The 14,463-nt window shown below is 60.1% G+C and carries 13 protein-coding genes; 6 read left to right on the top strand and 7 right to left on the bottom strand.

Annotation, left to right across the window (positions count from 1 at the left end; genetic code table 11):
• Nucleotides 1-54: 54 nt before the first annotated feature.
• Complete coding sequence (locus V1290_RS25890; RefSeq protein ID WP_334366991.1) at nt 55-348, bottom strand: hypothetical protein; 294 nt, start codon at nt 346-348, stop codon at nt 55-57.
• A gap of 57 nt (nt 349-405) precedes the next feature.
• Between V1290_RS25890 and V1290_RS25885 the strand changes: the two genes are divergently transcribed.
• Nucleotides 406-690, top strand: a complete 285-nt coding sequence (locus V1290_RS25885) for a hypothetical protein (RefSeq protein WP_334366990.1) — start codon at nt 406-408, stop codon at nt 688-690.
• 434 nt (nt 691-1,124) lie between these two features.
• Complete coding sequence (locus V1290_RS25880) at nt 1,125-2,060, top strand: helix-turn-helix domain-containing protein (RefSeq protein WP_334366989.1); 936 nt, start codon at nt 1,125-1,127, stop codon at nt 2,058-2,060.
• A gap of 1,011 nt (nt 2,061-3,071) precedes the next feature.
• On the opposite strand, the gene V1290_RS25875 is transcribed toward V1290_RS25880, so the two are convergent.
• On the bottom strand, nt 3,072-3,275 hold the full coding sequence (locus V1290_RS25875; RefSeq protein WP_334369170.1) for a cold-shock protein: 204 nt from the start codon (nt 3,273-3,275) through the stop codon (nt 3,072-3,074).
• Nucleotides 3,276-3,919: 644 nt separating this feature from the next.
• Between V1290_RS25875 and V1290_RS25870 the strand changes: the two genes are divergently transcribed.
• The gene (locus V1290_RS25870) at nt 3,920-4,114 is read left to right on the top strand and encodes a hypothetical protein (protein ID WP_334366988.1); all 195 of its coding nucleotides are present in this window, start codon (nt 3,920-3,922) and stop codon (nt 4,112-4,114) included.
• 40 nt (nt 4,115-4,154) lie between these two features.
• Nucleotides 4,155-4,523: a hypothetical protein gene (locus V1290_RS25865; protein WP_334366987.1), complete on the top strand. Its 369-nt coding sequence runs from the start codon at nt 4,155-4,157 to the stop codon at nt 4,521-4,523.
• A 1,662-nt stretch (nt 4,524-6,185) separates the two neighbouring features.
• Here V1290_RS25865 and V1290_RS25860 read toward each other — a convergent pair.
• The 5 genes from V1290_RS25860 to V1290_RS25840 form a co-directional block, all read right to left on the bottom strand.
• Entirely contained in the window at nt 6,186-7,598 is a 1,413-nt protein-coding gene (locus tag V1290_RS25860) for an FAD-binding oxidoreductase (protein WP_334366986.1), read from the bottom strand.
• 34 nt (nt 7,599-7,632) lie between these two features.
• A complete protein-coding gene (locus tag V1290_RS25855; protein WP_334366985.1) occupies nt 7,633-8,448 on the bottom strand; it encodes an IclR family transcriptional regulator in 816 nt (271 codons plus the stop codon).
• Between the two features lie 109 nt (nt 8,449-8,557).
• Nucleotides 8,558-9,649 (bottom strand): extracellular solute-binding protein, encoded by a 1,092-nt coding sequence (locus tag V1290_RS25850; RefSeq protein ID WP_334366984.1) that lies wholly within the window; start codon nt 9,647-9,649, stop codon nt 8,558-8,560.
• A 26-nt stretch (nt 9,650-9,675) separates the two neighbouring features.
• Nucleotides 9,676-11,469 carry an ABC transporter permease subunit gene (locus V1290_RS25845; RefSeq protein ID WP_334366983.1) on the bottom strand — a complete coding sequence of 598 codons (1,794 nt, stop codon included), beginning with the start codon at nt 11,467-11,469 and terminating at the stop codon, nt 9,676-9,678.
• Nucleotides 11,466-12,620 (bottom strand): ABC transporter ATP-binding protein, encoded by a 1,155-nt coding sequence (locus V1290_RS25840; protein ID WP_334366982.1) that lies wholly within the window; start codon nt 12,618-12,620, stop codon nt 11,466-11,468. The genes V1290_RS25845 and V1290_RS25840 overlap by 4 nt, the downstream gene beginning before the upstream one ends.
• 249 nt (nt 12,621-12,869) lie before the next feature.
• Here V1290_RS25840 and V1290_RS25835 point away from each other — a divergent pair, with 249 nt between their 5' ends.
• The gene (locus tag V1290_RS25835) at nt 12,870-13,679 is read left to right on the top strand and encodes a CoA transferase subunit A (protein WP_334366981.1); all 810 of its coding nucleotides are present in this window, start codon (nt 12,870-12,872) and stop codon (nt 13,677-13,679) included.
• The gene (locus V1290_RS25830) at nt 13,679-14,455 is read left to right on the top strand and encodes a CoA transferase (RefSeq protein WP_334366980.1); all 777 of its coding nucleotides are present in this window, start codon (nt 13,679-13,681) and stop codon (nt 14,453-14,455) included. Before V1290_RS25835 ends, V1290_RS25830 begins: the two co-directional genes overlap by 1 nt.
• The last annotated feature ends 8 nt before the right edge of the window (nt 14,456-14,463 follow it).

The raw sequence follows: 14,463 nt of genomic DNA, 5'->3' as shown, positions 1-14,463 counted from the left end.
CCGCGGGTCGCTGGGACCCGAAATGGATTTGCAGAATGAATTGCGTGAAATGCGCTACGCGGAAGGTCGCGATAGGTTTCGGTCAAGCGCCGGTCTGATCAAGACCGGCTTGGGCACCTCACTGATTGAACTGGGATGCACCGGCGAAATGCCATACCGGCGCTGAATAAAACCAAGAAAGCTCTTCTGTCTTGAATGCGGTAGAGTCCCTGCCTCGAGCTTAGCGGCGCTTTCAGGATCGTCGAGAAGCGGCGCAAATTCGTCGCCGTCTTCCATCGACACCATGAGATCGACGCGGTGCTTGTGTTCTAACTGAATGCGGGCTGCCTTTCGATTATTCCACTTCATGACGATTCCCCGCAGTAAAGGCACTGAATTTGACTAAAGCAATTGCAGAACTCATAGATGAACGGCCTCGCCACGCGCAGCTTCAATGAGCTGATCGATCCTCGCCGACTACGCCAGCAACTGTTCTCTGGCCGCCCCATTCCCGATCTGCCTAACGAGCGATTGGATGCACATGTTTGCGAGGTCAAGAATAAGGATGGCGCGGCGCAAATCCTCCCTTGTGTGAATTTGCAAACCTTCAACGCTCGACAGCAGTGCGGCGAGGTTGGTCAAAACATCAAATGGTCTCTGGCGCGAGAAGTCAGGTCGGGTTGCCCGCTGGTGCGGCCCATGAGAATTTAGGGGCGTAGACATCCGCAATCACCGCACTGCTTCGTTATGTCGGAAGCAAAAAAAGAAAATGAATGACACAAAAACTCGAAAGCCACACACAAACGCACCACTCGGACAGCCCAGCTTTGACTAGCTAGGCGGCCGTGACAAACCGGCCTGTGTCGATCCGCCGTTGCATGCTCGTACAAGTGGTGGAATGATCACGCCGTAATGGTTAATCGAGCGTTATATATTCGGCTGTGATTGGTGGCATGGTACCGAGAGTTCACTGAAACAATGTCGAAATTCGGCAGGCCCGAGAAGAAGGCTGGGGGCTGGTCCTTTCCGCCGGCCTAGCTCGATCCGTATTACTCCGGTGGTCAAAAATTGATGGACGTCAAACTCCGTTCTGAGGTCAATGCCATAATGGCGATCCTACCGCGGTTGCCAACGCCAATTACGTGATGAACAGCGACGTTCTGCCAACGCTTGCCCCAAAAGTATTTCGCTTCAGCGACATTGATCAATATCGGACTGCCGTGCGAAATCTGGCCGTGGAGTTCACCCCGCTCGTGCGGAGAATCTCGGCTGCGCAAACCATCCTGCATCTGCCGGGTTGCGATATCAATTTCGCACAGTCCTTCCCACGGATTGCCGAAGGCCAACTTGCCCCAAATTGCACCGCCGTCGGATTTTTGATGGACGAGGGTTCACCCATTCGCTTCAACGGGGTCGAAAAAGATCGGTCGGCTATCGTGATCGGACGCAATGGTGCTACATACACTACGGTCGAACGGACCGAGCTACAATTCACGTCGGTTATCTTCACGCAGGAAATGCAAGATCGTGGGTGGCCCCAAGCAGGTCCGAATTGGAAGGTGTTTGAAACGAGCGCATCTGCGCATTATCGCCTCCGCGAACTGGTGAGGCACATCTTATCAAGCTCTTTGGGATTCGATGCCTCCGAAGTGGGCGAGGTTTCCTCGGCGATGCGGGAGTCCCTGGTTGCCGCCATCGATGCCGCATTCGCCAACGTTATTGATGCGAGGTGGACCTCTCGTGCGAACTCCATCGGGCAGTTCAAACTTTTCCGGGACATCCAGGCAGTATTGTCCGAGAGCATCGGGCGTCCAGTCTACAGCGGAGAACTTGCGCGAAATGTCGGCGTCTCGGTACGAACCCTGCACGATGCGGTTCAGCGACACCAGGGAATGAGCCTCCATCAATATCTACGCTTGAGACGGCTATGGCTCGTGCGCCAGCGACTGCTGGCAGGGATGGGTAGCGTCAAAGCGTGCGCACTCGCCTGCGGTTTTTGGCACCTGGGCGATTTCGCCAGGAGCTATCGTTTGCAATTTGGCGAGTCGCCTTCAGAAACTCTGACCAAACTTCAGCGGTAGAGGTCTGCCGCACCGAACTCCTCGATCTCGATAGTGCAGGTCGATTCCAGTACGACGTTCTAGAACTCCTCCTTCGCCACCTCGATGAAGAGGTCGACCTGTGGCCCTTCACCATGTCCTCCCTCCTCGCCGATGTCGGCATTGAGCTTGGTGTATTTGGCTGCTTCGCGTTCTGGCCGCCGTGGTCTTTGGCTCTCGACGGCTCATGTAGATCCGATCGTGGATCTCTCTGCCCCTCAAAAATTCACTCCCCTTCCCTTCTTAATTCGAGCGGCGGAAACCCACCTACCTGGGGAGCAACTGACACAGCCCTACGCGCCAGTAGCGGTAGGCACTGGCGGTCCAGTCAGCGACGTCCGACCCCAGGCGCAGCATGTTGCGGGATATACTCGCAACGACGGCACTTACGTGCGCCCCATGCGCGCGCACGCCGCTGAGAGGCAAGCCCCCGAACGGCGATTCGGCCGGGCCCGAGCACGCGAACAGATGATCGCGCTCGGGGAGATTGGTCCGGTCCTCGCCGGCTGCTCGTCTACTGCGGCGCCCACAAATGCTCGCACTCCGTCCTGATCGACGCCAACCGTTGGCCGGACAGCCTTTGACTATCCGATTCGGAATCGCTGTTTTAGGTCTGCGGACACCGCGGCGCCGACCTCAGGCCGCTATTTGCACAGGCGCACGTGGGCACGGGCGCATAACGCAGAAACCCGCCGGATTGAGGTCGGCGGGTTTCGTACTCTCGCGGGGGCTTGGGCGGGTTTCCGCGATTGGGCCATGCGTAGCAACCTGAGACTAACGATCTATTAAGTTTGCATCGGCCGGCACCCCCCAGCCCGACACGATAAAGTCAGCAACCGGACGCATCCCCGCCTTTAGGAACGGGCACTGACCGCCCACGTTGATATAAGCGCCACGGCCCGTCGCATGGCGCACTGGAATGACGGCCCCAGCGCTTCCCCCAGGCTGGGGCCGTTTCTCTTTCAGATGCCGGCGAGCCGACGGAATTGATTTTTATCCGACTCTCAGATTTTCGGCGGACGTTTTGCCACGGTTGCTCATTTCTTCGTAGCTCACTTTGGCACCCTCATTGAGGCTGCTCAGGCCGGCTCTCTCTACGGCCGAGATGTGCACAAAAACATCCTTGCCGCCGTTGTCGGGTTGAATAAATCCATAGCCCTTAGTCGCGTTGAACCACTTAACTGTACCTGTCGCCACGTCCGCACTCCGTTTTTGAATCAATGGCGACAGTCTAAGGGCGCCAGACGGTTCACGGCAAGGAAAACCCGCCGGCGTGAACCAGCGGGCTTTGGTCCCCGTCGCCTCAACGATTTTGGCGGCTCGATGCTGTCCGGCAAGGTCGCTGTTGGGAGACATTGCCTAGCCAATCCAGCGCCTGCTGCGACGTGTCGAAGCTTTCATCCTGGTCCGCCGCGGCATCGTCTCTGCCTTTAGAGGCAGAAACCATTCTGATTCTAGTATCCGGCCCCCCTACGGGGACAATCTGAACTGCCAAGATTGAATCAACGCTACCGATGATCATGCCGTCCCCAGTGCATTTGCCCATCGACGTGATGCCGATGCGCATTAGGCTGAGCCTATTCCGGCGTGCTTGCCCGTTGAGCGCCCCCTGAAAACAGTCTTGATTTATGTGGATACCAGCAAGCAGGTTGGCAATGTCAATCATCTCAAAGCGTTCTCAAACCAGGACCCTGCAATGAGTAGTTGGCAGAGAACGACTTTCGAATTCGATGTCATAGACGAGTTGAAGCCGCCGGGAGACTGACGTGAGGCTTTTCGCGACTAGCTAAAAGCAGTATACTACCTGCATTGCACTTTGTTTGTTGTGTTGAGGGCCGATTATGTTGGACGATGAATTTAAGAAACAGCGCGCCCAAATTGTGCGCGATCTTGCGGAGAAAGCCGACCCATTCATCAAAGAGTGTCTTCTTGATCTCGCAGCGAGATATGAAGACAACGGCCGACTCTCTAATGTCACTAAGACACCAAACGACCTGCAGTTCGGAAGCCATAACAACGGCGGTTCGGAACGTTAAGGCAGGCCAGGCATCCGCCGGCTTCTAAGGCGAAGGGAAAATGGGCGCAGCCGACAAACTTCACGAATTCGCAGAAATGTTAGCGGCGGCGTCTAGAGGTCGTTCGCAAGCCGCTTCAACCGTGGCCGACCCCTCACAAACCAATACAATTGCCCCAGAGAATACTACCGTCGACGGCGGCCCGGTAAACGACTTGACGACAGCAAATCAACCACTCTCACCACTTGCCGATCTTGATTTGGACACGGCAATCCGCCTCCGCTGGGCGCTGCGCGATATCAAAGCCAAGCGAACGAAATTAACGCCAGTCAATCCAGACGATCTGAAGACCTTGATTGAAGTCGACCTGGTCGAGATGCGCGACGACGTGCCCGTGCTTACCAACGAAGGTCATCGAGCGATTGATTAAAAAGCGGTTCTTTCTCGCCTAGCTTCCGGCCTGGCCACAGCCGACTGAATTGCAGTTCTCGCGCCCTCCTGCCCTTGCAAGCGCACGCCATGCGGTTGAAACTGGTCCCGCGGCGACGAGCTTGCGCAGGCGATCTCTGGCCTGTTCCCTCGCGACAGCGCTCATAGTCGCAGCGCGCATTGCAGCCAAGCTCCGGTGGGTCAAAGCCTTCAGCCGGTACACCATATCCTGCAGGCGGACCCATCGCCGTCGATCACCTCGATTGGACCGCTAGGAGTTCGAAAACCGAGGTAGTGATCTTGCGCGGCGAACTCGCCAATCCGTCGCGACGAGGGCGAGCCCGGGGCCAGATGCGCGGGAGATCGCGCTTGAAGAGCCGCCACCTTTACCGAGCATGCCAGAAATCGCCGGATTGGCACTTACCCCTCCCGCGAAAGGAATGAGGACAGCAGATGAACTGGCCACGATGATCCTCGATGACCTAAGCAAGATTGAAGGTTGCCCCAAGCGCGGGTTTAACGTGACGGTCTACGGCTCTAACCCGTGGAATTCATGGCTGTCGTTTGGCACCGCAGCTGGCCCGGTTCGCAACAGGACGGAACTCCAGACTTTCTGCCAGATCATTACGGATCGACTTAAGCGGCTCTACAACGTTTCGGGCTCAGGTTGAGCGTCTTCCTCGATGAGCTTTACCCGTGTTGTGACTGGCGCCGAGCTGTTGGCCTGATGCGCACTGTGTTCCAGAATTAACCTCCAGTGCGGACATCAAAGTTAACTGGCAAGCCTAACCGGTGTGTTTCATTGCCTCCGAACTAAACAAGTCTAGCGTGGTCGCAGTCGCGCAGATTGGACCAACGTGAACCCCACATAGACCAGCGTACTGCACGATTAGGCGTCGCTTCGTGTGCCCTTGAAGCGGCCCCGCCCAATTGTCTCCAGACAGAGCCGATCAATTGAGGCCGCCCTCTTCCATGCAAGGCTAAAACCACCGCGATCAACTCGACGCCTGCCCCTATGTGCGCTCAAACCTCGCAGGCATTCCACCCTACCAAGACGAGTCGCCAGCGCGGAAGACGCTCACATAGCATCGCCCGTTTCACTTACTGCGTCAGCCGGCACAACCAAAACGTGAGATTGGAGCGTTTTCATCGAGAAGGTCTCCTCGACTTCGAGACGCATGGTACTGTGGCATTCGCACGCCGCCGCAAGCCGCGATCGCTCAATCTCGATGTGGTCTCGTCGATCAGATCTGATCGCAGGCTCGCATCGCGCGCTTTGGTCAAGGCCGATCCCGCGGCTTGGTCGAAACCCCGTCGGTTGAGCAGCCCGGTCAATTGGTCGGTACCGGAAATTCGCATCAACTCGGCGCGCGTCGGCGCCAGCTCTCGCATCATCAGAACGGACCGATAGCTCAGGCCTGCCGTCAGTAGCCCGAAATGATTATGCTGATCATGATTGACGACTTGATCACGAAGCCGGCGCGCACGAACGCGTCGGGTGAACTCTCGCTCCGATCCATCGTGGGCAAGTTTGAGCTACCGTGAACCAGCGACGTGCAACGAGTTGGACTCAGCTCGTTGTTAGGCATGCCGCTATTTGCCCTGGCTACGCAATACCGGATGCTGCCGTGGTCCGGGAGATCAGCCGAAGCAAAGCCCCGCGTCAATCAAAGATGCGGCCGCGATTGAGGATGGCCTTTGGGTCCAGCGCAATCTTCAGCCGGCGCATCGTCTCGATCTCGGCCTTACTGCGGCAGAGTTGCAGCCACGGCTTCTTGTCGAAGCCGATGCCGTGCTCGGCCGAGATCGAACCGCCATGGTGGGCAACCAGCCGATAGATCTTGTCGGCGGCTTCCTCACCCTTCGGCGTCCGGATCACATAATGAAGATTGCCGTCACCCAGATGGCCGAAAACGATGAACTCGGTGGAAGTGTCAATGGCCCCGAGCGCTGTCTGGCCGGCTTCAAGAAATGCAGCCATCCGATGCATCGGGACGCTGATGTCGCATCCGGTGACATGATCACGGCTGCGAACATAGTCGGCACAGGAATCGCGCATGGTCCAGAGCGCGTGAAATTCGCGCGGCGACTGCGAGACGACGGCGTCGAGCGCAACACCATCCTCCAGCGCCTGCATCAAGCAGGAGGCGAACGTCTCCATGCTGGCGTCCTCCCTCGACGCCTGAACCTCGGTCAGGACGTAGACAGGCGCCGTCGCATCAAGCGGCCGCGCCATGCCGAGAAACGCGATGACACCCTCGAAGGCTTCGCGAAACATCAGTTCGAAGGCCGACACCGACGACCCCAGCACCTCCCGAAGCCGCTTGAGGAGTTCCAGCGCCCCCTCAAGCGACGGCACGGCGAGAAAGGCATTGGCCTCGACAAGCGGTTTGGGGTGCAGGCGCAGTCGTGCGCGCGTGACTACGCCGAGCGTACCCTCGCTTCCGACGAAAAGCTGGTTCAAGTCGTATCCGGTGTTGTCCTTGTCTAGGCCGCGCAGCGAAGACAGTATCGTGCCGTCGGCCAGCACAGTCTCCAGGCCCACCACCTGGGCGCGGAACATGCCATAGCGCAGCACGCGAATGCCGCCGGCATTCGTCGCGACGTTGCCGCCGATCGTCGCGGTGCCTCTGGATCCGATGTCGACGCCAAACAGATAGCCGGCCTGCTCCGCCGCTTCCTGCACGGCCTGCAGAGGCGCGCCGGCGGATGCCGTGATCGTGGCGCTGTCGCCGTGCACCTCGTCGACTTCAGTCATTCGTTCGAATGACAGCACCGCCTCGCCCTCTACAACACGATGGCCGCCCGAGAGCCCAGTGCGCCCGCCATGCACGGCAAGCGGCTGCGTAAAATCATTGCACGCGGCAAGGCAGGCGGAAACCTCGATGGTCGACCCCGGCCGCATGACGAAGAGCGGCGGCGCAGAGAACTTGCCTCTCCGGTCCTCCCGATAGCGCGCGTCGATCGCGTCGCCGACCAGCAGGGCGTTGCGCGGTAGCGCGCTTGATAGCCGTTCAAGTAGCACCGGATCGGCGCCAATCGAAGCCGGGTTGGCGCTGGCTGAAAATGGGTTCATCGTACTGCGAGCCAAAAGATAACTCGGTCATGAATCATCTCGTACCTCGCATGAGCTTTCCGCCGGCCCGCCTCAGCGCCTGTGGCTCGGCCGCAGCGCTGAGATCTCGATAGCCGAGCGCCGCGCTGATGGTCCGGGCCGCCTCCATTACGTGGACGGAATATTCCTTGATTTGATTGCGCTTGATGCGCGAGTCGGGGCCGGACATGCCGATTGCCCCGACGAGTTCTCCAGATCGGCCGAGGATCGCGCAGGCGCAGGCCGCGATGCCCTCGCGCCATTCGCCGTGCAACACCGAGGAAAAGCCCTGCGCCCTCGCCAGTTCGATGTCCTTGCGGAGGTCTTTGATGTTGGTGCGCGTTGTATCCGTGTAGCGCCTGAAGTGCGGGCGGAACTTTTCGAGGTATTCATCGGGCATGTGCGCCAGCATGGCCTTCCCGGTCGCCATGGTAAAAGCCGGTGCGCGCATGCCCACGCTCGTATGGGCGCGGATATGGTGAGCGCTTTCAATCTTGTCGACGTAGACGACGTCGGTGCCTTCCAGAACAGAAAGATGGATGGTCTCGCCGGTTATCTGGGCGAGCTTCTCCATTGCCGGGTGCGCTGCCTTGATGAGGTCCATGCGGTGAATGACGTGGCTACCGAGCGCCCAGATCTTAGTCGTGAGTTCATAAGTGCTGTGCTGCGGAATCTGCCGCACGTAGCCCTGGGACTGCAACGTTGCCAGCAGGCGGTGGACGTTGCTTTTGGTGAACTTCAATTCGGTCGCAAGATCGGTAATGCCGCGAGGCTGCTCGCTCAATGCAAGCGTCTCCAGCAGACGAAGTCCCTTGATAAACGCCTTATCCATTCAATGAAACCGAATCTGTTCACTCGCTCTAGCATGGTCCGAAGTGAAGCCATAGCCAACAGGTGACCGCGGTCTTCCGCACGCGGTCACCCGACTTGACGACCCATTCCTACTGGGCAAGCAGAGCGTTCAGCTTCTCCTGGCCATACTCCTCGTTGGTCGATTTGCCCGACGGCGACGCCGCGCCCCAGTAGTCCGGGCTCCACTCGATCGCTTTTGAAACGTTCGCAGGATTGTTGGCCCAGTAGCGACTGATCTTCCGGTCCGCCGCCTCGAAGACGACAGGAGACGGCAGCGCAACCGGAAACGACGAAGTCAGTTGCGCAGCGCGTTGGGGGTCGAGACGCCAGGAGAGCAGCTTCAGCGCATTGTCGTAGTGCGGCGCGCCCTTCGGAATCGAAAAGAAATCGTAATAGATAAAGCCCTGGTTCCACTCCAACTCGACCGGCGCGCCCTCGAGAGCCAGCTTGCTCATGGAGCCGGTATAAGCCATGCACATATCGGCTTCGCCGTCGAGCATCAGTTGCGGTGGCTGAGCGGAAGTCGTCCACCACTTCGCGATGGAAGGCTTGATTTCCTTGACCTTCTTCAGGGCGCGCTCCATGTCCAGCGGGTAGAGCTTGCTCTTCTCCACTCCGTCCGCCATCAACGCGGCCTCGAAGACAAACCGCGGCCAGGCAGGCAGGCAGCGTCGGCCAGGAAACTTCTTCACGTCCCAGAAATCGGCCCAGCTCTTCGGAACATTATCTCCCTTGTACTTCTCCTTGTTGTAGACGAGACCGACCCCGATCACCTGGAGCGCGACGCCCCTTGGTCGCTTGAGGTTGTCGGGCATGGCCGCAAGCGTCTTCTGAGCTGGCTCCGACAACTTCGAATAGTCGATCTTTTCAAGACAGCAATCGCCGAGCAGCTTGGTTTCCTGGTCGAAGATGAAGGTGAGATCCCACTGGGCTTTGCCGGCTTCAGCCTGCACCTTGATGCGTGGGCCGCTGCGAGCCTCCTGAACGGTAACGACCTTGATTCCAGTGTCCTTCTCAAAAGTGTCATACATTACCTTACGCAGCGCCTCGCCGTAGCCGCCGCCGGGATCCTGCATGATCACGACGTTGGCCTGTGCGGCCGCAAGGCCCGTACTCGCCAGGACCAGCACGGCCGAGGTTAAGGGCGATGCCAATCGTCCAAGGTACGTCATTCCCCGCATGTTCCTTCTCCTCCCGTTGGCTTGTTTCACGCCGCCTCACGCGACCTTGCCAACACAGGTCGCGCAAGAACGATGCCTCCCACCACCAGCAGTACCTCGAGCGTCGAGACCACGGCCAGCACCGGATTGAGCCGATAGTTGACGTCCGCCCATAACATGAGCGGGAGAGTCTTCAGCTGTGCGCTCGACAGGAAGAGCGACAGCACGAGTTCATCGAACGAGTGCAGGAAAGCAAAGAACGTCGCCGCCGCGAGCCCCGGTGCGATCGCCGGAAGGATGACCTTGCGAAACACCGTCAGCGACGACGCGCCATGAACGGCCGCGGCCTGTTCCAGCTTCGGATCGACAGCCTGAAGCGCGGCGGACAGGATGACCACGACGATCGGCAGCCCGCCGATCGCATGGGCCGCCGCCAGACCGAATATCGTGCCGACAAGATCGAAACGCAGGAAGAGAGTGTAGAGCGAAAGTCCAAGCACGACCGGTGGGACAATGACCGGGCTCACGAGCAGGAGCATGATCGCAGATTTGCCGCGAATGCTGCTCCTAACGATGCCCATGGCCGCCGACGTGCCGAGCGTGACAGCGATGCAGGCCGACATCGCGGCAACAATCAGCGAGTTCGAGAACGCCAGCATCCAATTGGAATCAGAGAAGAACTTCTCGTACCAGCGAACTGAAAAGCCCGGCGGCGGAAAGGTCAGGTAGCTCGCGCTGCTGAACGAGATGATCATCACGACGACGATCGGCAGAATGAGGACGGCGACTACCAGGCCGCCCATCCCGCGCACCGTCCAGACGCCGCAACTGGCAGGCAAGCGCCCCAGCAGCCTCAACAACGGCCAACCGATCACATCGGCGAGCAAGGTGCCGACCGTGCGCCGGTCGGGCCCTGCCCCGCTTGCGGTCGCTGCGGCCCTTGCCGGAGCCGCCTCCGACAGCTTGCCGCCGCCCCAAATGAACTCGAAACCGAGGAAATGGCCGGCCACAGCGACAACCGCCAGGGTGATCGCGAGGAGAACCACTCCGAGCGCCTGGAGAAAGCCTTCCGAGGTGACCGAATCGGCCTGCTGCGTGATGTGCATGGCAAACATCTGGTCGCCCGGCCCCCCGAGCAGCGTCGGCGTGATGAAGAAGCCGAGCGCGGTGACGAAGACCAGGAGGAAGCCCGCGCCGATGCCCGGCAAGGTCAGCGGAAGCAGAACTCGCCAGAACACCGCGATCGGGCCGGCACCGCTTGCGAGCGCAGCGCGTGTGAGATTTTGGTCGAGCCGCGCTACGTTGGAATAGATGCTGAGCACCATGAGCGGCAGGAGCACCGCCGTCATGCACAAGAGCACGGTGCCGCGGGTGAAGAGCAACTGCGCCGGTTCGCTGAAGATGCCGACCGAGATCAACAGCTTGTTGACCGGGCCGTTGCGGCCAAGCAGGACCATCCAGGCATAGGTGCGGATCAGGATCGCGATGAAATAGGGCAGCACGATCGCGGTGGCAATCAGCACCTGGATGATGCCGCGGCTGCGATGAATGAGGAGTGCTGTAGGATAGCCGAACAGCAGGCAGAGAAATGCAACGGTGACCGAGATCTGCATCGTGCGCACGAGCGAATCCCAGTAAAGCGGAATGGCGAAGACCCGCTCGAAATAGACCGACCACGTCGGCCCGCTCAGGCTGATCCGGATCAGATCGATCAGCGGCAGCAGGTAGGCGAATGCGAGGAAGGCCGCAGCCGGCAGTAGCAGGAGCGTCGAGCCCTTCAGTCGCCAAAGGCCCGAGACCACGAAGCGGCCCGGTTGTACGCCGATCGATGCCGCGGTCATGCCAACACCCAGCAGTCTTCGGCGCCCCAACTGACATGGAGGCGGTCGCCGACGGCCGGCAGCGGCCGGTCCGCGGTGTCGGTGCAGCGGATCAGCAACGTTTCGCCGCCCTCCATGCGCGCTTCGATGCGCAGGATCTCGCCGAGGAAGATTGCCGACGTGACAGTGACCAGCGCCGAGTTGGCGGTCGCCTCGTTCGAGACCGCGATGCGCTCCGGGCGCACCAGCACGGTTGCACGGCCGACATCGATCGCGTCGCGGCTCTCGGCGTTGAACACGTATCCGGCGCGGTTCTTCAGCGTCATCGTCGACCCGCGCTTTTGCACGATTTCCGCCTCGACCAAATTGCTCTCGCCGACGAAAGAGGCGACGAAGCGGTTGATGGGGTGGCGGTAGATCTCCAAGGGACGGCCAACCTGGACGATCTTACCGGCGTCCAGCACCGCGATTCGGTCACTCATCGTCAGCGCCTCGCCCTGGTCGTGCGTGACGAAGAGAATCGTGCTGCCGATCGTCTGATGAAGATCGCGGATCTCGATCTGAATCGACTCGCGCAATCGACGGTCGAGCGCGCTCAGCGGCTCGTCCATCAAGACCACCTTGGGCCTCATGACGATGGCGCGCGCAATCGCCACCCGCTGCTGCTGCCCGCCGGACATCTGCGACGGCGACTTCCTCGCATGTTCGGAGAGCCGCATGATCTCCAGCGTCTCCGCAACGCGGCGGTCGATGGTCGCCCGGTCGACTCCCGCCATGTGCAGCGGGAACGCGACGTTCTGCGTCACCGTCATGTTCGGAAAGAGAGCATAGCTTTGGAACACCATCCCGAAGCCGCGCTTGTGCGTCGGAACATGGTGGATCGGCTTGCCATCGACGAGAATTTCGCCGCCGTCGAGCTTCTGGAATCCCGCCAGCAGATTGAGCAGCGTCGTCTTGCCGCTACCCGAAGGCCCGAGCAGCGTAATGAACTCGCCGGGCTCGATGTCGAGACTGATGCGATCGACCGCGAGGAAGTGTCCGTAATTCTTCACGACGTCGCGGATGGCGATGCTCGACCCGATCGCGCTTCGCTCCCGATAGCGACCGCCATGCGATGCAAAGGCGCTCGCCTCGCCGGAACGCTCAGCGCGCAACGCCAGAGGCTCACCCATTCGCTCCTCCCCGTGTTCTATATTGTAGAACGCCATTCTGAATTATTGTTGGCCCGACACTCAGGCTTGTCAAGAGAGGAAGAAAAATCCGCTCGCCTGGCCGCGGGTCATCGCGATTTTTCGCGCAAGACGCGCGAGCTCCCCGCCCATACGTGTCGCCGGCACAAACGCGTTGACAGCCTCGTGGCGGTACGGCTACTTTTGATTTAGAACTGTGTTCTATAATATAGAACGCATCGAAGGAGGAAAATGGTGCTGAGCGATCTTCGCGCAATGGCGAAGCACATCGAGCCGGGCATGCGCCTGGCGCTGCCGGTCGACTATGCCGGCGTATCCATGGCCATGACCCGCCCGATCATGGAGCGCGGCACCAACAATCTCGATCTCGTCTGTGTCCCGACCGGCGGACTTCAGGTCGATCAACTCGTTGGAGCAGGTCTGGTCCGATCGGTGGAAACGAGCGCAGTCTCGCTTGGCGAGACTGGTGGCGCCCCCCGCTTCAACGCTGCCGTCAAGGACGGGGCGATCAAATTAAAGGACGCGACATGCCCCGCCATCCATGCCGGGTTGATGGCGGGGCAGAAAGGCAGTCCGTTTCTGCCGCTCCGCGGACTGATTGGCAGTGACCTGCTCCGCCACCGCGACGATTGGCGTGTCATCAACAATCCCCTCGCAGACGGCGGCGATCCGATCGTCCTCATTCCAGCCATCAGGCCGGATGTCACGATTTTCCACGCCCCGATGGCAGATCGCTTCGGCAATGTCTGGATCGGACGGCGCCGCGAACTCGCCGCCATGGCTTATGCGTCGGCCACGGTTCTCGTCACCGTGGAGCGTATCGTCGACGACAGCCTGCTCGCGAATGAGATGAGCGCCGCCGGCGTTCTGCCATCTCTCTACGTCACCGAAGTCGGCCTCGCCCCAAAAGGCGCGTGGCCCTACGGCCTTTGGGGCGAGTATCCGGCCGATACGGCGGAGATCGTGCGCTACGCGAAGGCGGCGCGGACGGCCGAGGGCTTCTCCGACTATATGGCTCACGCCCGGATGGAGCCCGCGTGATGACCGAGGTCCACCCGCGAGAGGTATTGATCTGCACCATTGCGCGGCTGCTCGATGGCGTGAGGCATGTCGCTGTCGGTGCCTCCTCCCCCATTCCTGCCGCCGGCGCCATGCTGCTCCGGGCGCTGCAGCAAGCAGCGGGCGATGCTGGCCCGCGCATTTCGATTCTGGGATCTGTGGAGCACAACTTCTTCACCAATGGCTCGGCCGAGCTATTCGACTGCGCGGGTCAAGGCCGTATCGACGCCTTTTTCCTCGGCGGAGGACAGATCGACGGCCGCGGCAACGTCAACCTGGTGGGGACCGGCGACTATCCGCAGTCGCAAGTGAGATGGCCCGGCTCGTTCGGATCGGCCTATCTTTATTACGTCGTGCCGCGGGTCATCCTGTTCCGCGAGGAGCACACCCCCCGCGCCCTTGTCGAGAACGTGGACTTCATCAGCGCGCCGGGCGTCAGCGATGACGGCGTGTTCCGAAGCGGCGGCCCGATTGCGCTGCTGACCAGCAAGGCGCTGTTCCGCTTCGACAAGACCCGTCCCGGCTTCGAGCTCCAGAGCATTCACCCCGGACACGACCTCGCCGCAATCAAGGACGCCACCGGCTTTCAATTCACCCATGACAGCCAACCGGAACAGACCGCGCTGCCCGACCGACACACTTTGGATCTGCTGCGCGGTCGCGTCTTCGACGAAGTGGCCGAGACCTATCCCGAGTTCGCCGCACAGATGCGGCGCGAGCTGCGCGAGATCGAGCGGCGCCTGTCACATGTGTCCTGATTTGCAGC

The sequence above is a fragment of the Bradyrhizobium sp. AZCC 1578 genome, assembly GCF_036924675.1.
Classification (GTDB): Bacteria; Pseudomonadota; Alphaproteobacteria; order Rhizobiales; family Xanthobacteraceae; genus Bradyrhizobium.
This window is presented reverse-complemented; position numbering and strand designations above follow the sequence as displayed.

What these genes read in the sequence shown, in the direction of transcription:
- V1290_RS25890 (WP_334366991.1), bottom strand. Translation starts at nt 348, where the DNA reads ATGAAGTGGAATAATCGAAAGGCAGCCCGCATTCAGTTAGAACACAAG.
- V1290_RS25885 (WP_334366990.1), top strand. Translation starts at nt 406, where the DNA reads ATGAACGGCCTCGCCACGCGCAGCTTCAATGAGCTGATCGATCCTCGC.
- V1290_RS25880 (WP_334366989.1), top strand. Translation starts at nt 1,125, where the DNA reads ATGAACAGCGACGTTCTGCCAACGCTTGCCCCAAAAGTATTTCGCTTC.
- V1290_RS25870 (WP_334366988.1), top strand. Translation starts at nt 3,920, where the DNA reads ATGTTGGACGATGAATTTAAGAAACAGCGCGCCCAAATTGTGCGCGAT.
- V1290_RS25865 (WP_334366987.1), top strand. Translation starts at nt 4,155, where the DNA reads ATGGGCGCAGCCGACAAACTTCACGAATTCGCAGAAATGTTAGCGGCG.
- V1290_RS25860 (WP_334366986.1), bottom strand. Translation starts at nt 7,598, where the DNA reads ATGAACCCATTTTCAGCCAGCGCCAACCCGGCTTCGATTGGCGCCGAT.
- V1290_RS25855 (WP_334366985.1), bottom strand. Translation starts at nt 8,448, where the DNA reads ATGGATAAGGCGTTTATCAAGGGACTTCGTCTGCTGGAGACGCTTGCA.
- V1290_RS25850 (WP_334366984.1), bottom strand. Translation starts at nt 9,649, where the DNA reads ATGCGGGGAATGACGTACCTTGGACGATTGGCATCGCCCTTAACCTCG.
- V1290_RS25845 (WP_334366983.1), bottom strand. Translation starts at nt 11,469, where the DNA reads ATGACCGCGGCATCGATCGGCGTACAACCGGGCCGCTTCGTGGTCTCG.
- V1290_RS25840 (WP_334366982.1), bottom strand. Translation starts at nt 12,620, where the DNA reads ATGGGTGAGCCTCTGGCGTTGCGCGCTGAGCGTTCCGGCGAGGCGAGC.
- V1290_RS25835 (WP_334366981.1), top strand. Translation starts at nt 12,870, where the DNA reads ATGGTGCTGAGCGATCTTCGCGCAATGGCGAAGCACATCGAGCCGGGC.
- V1290_RS25830 (WP_334366980.1), top strand. Translation starts at nt 13,679, where the DNA reads ATGACCGAGGTCCACCCGCGAGAGGTATTGATCTGCACCATTGCGCGG.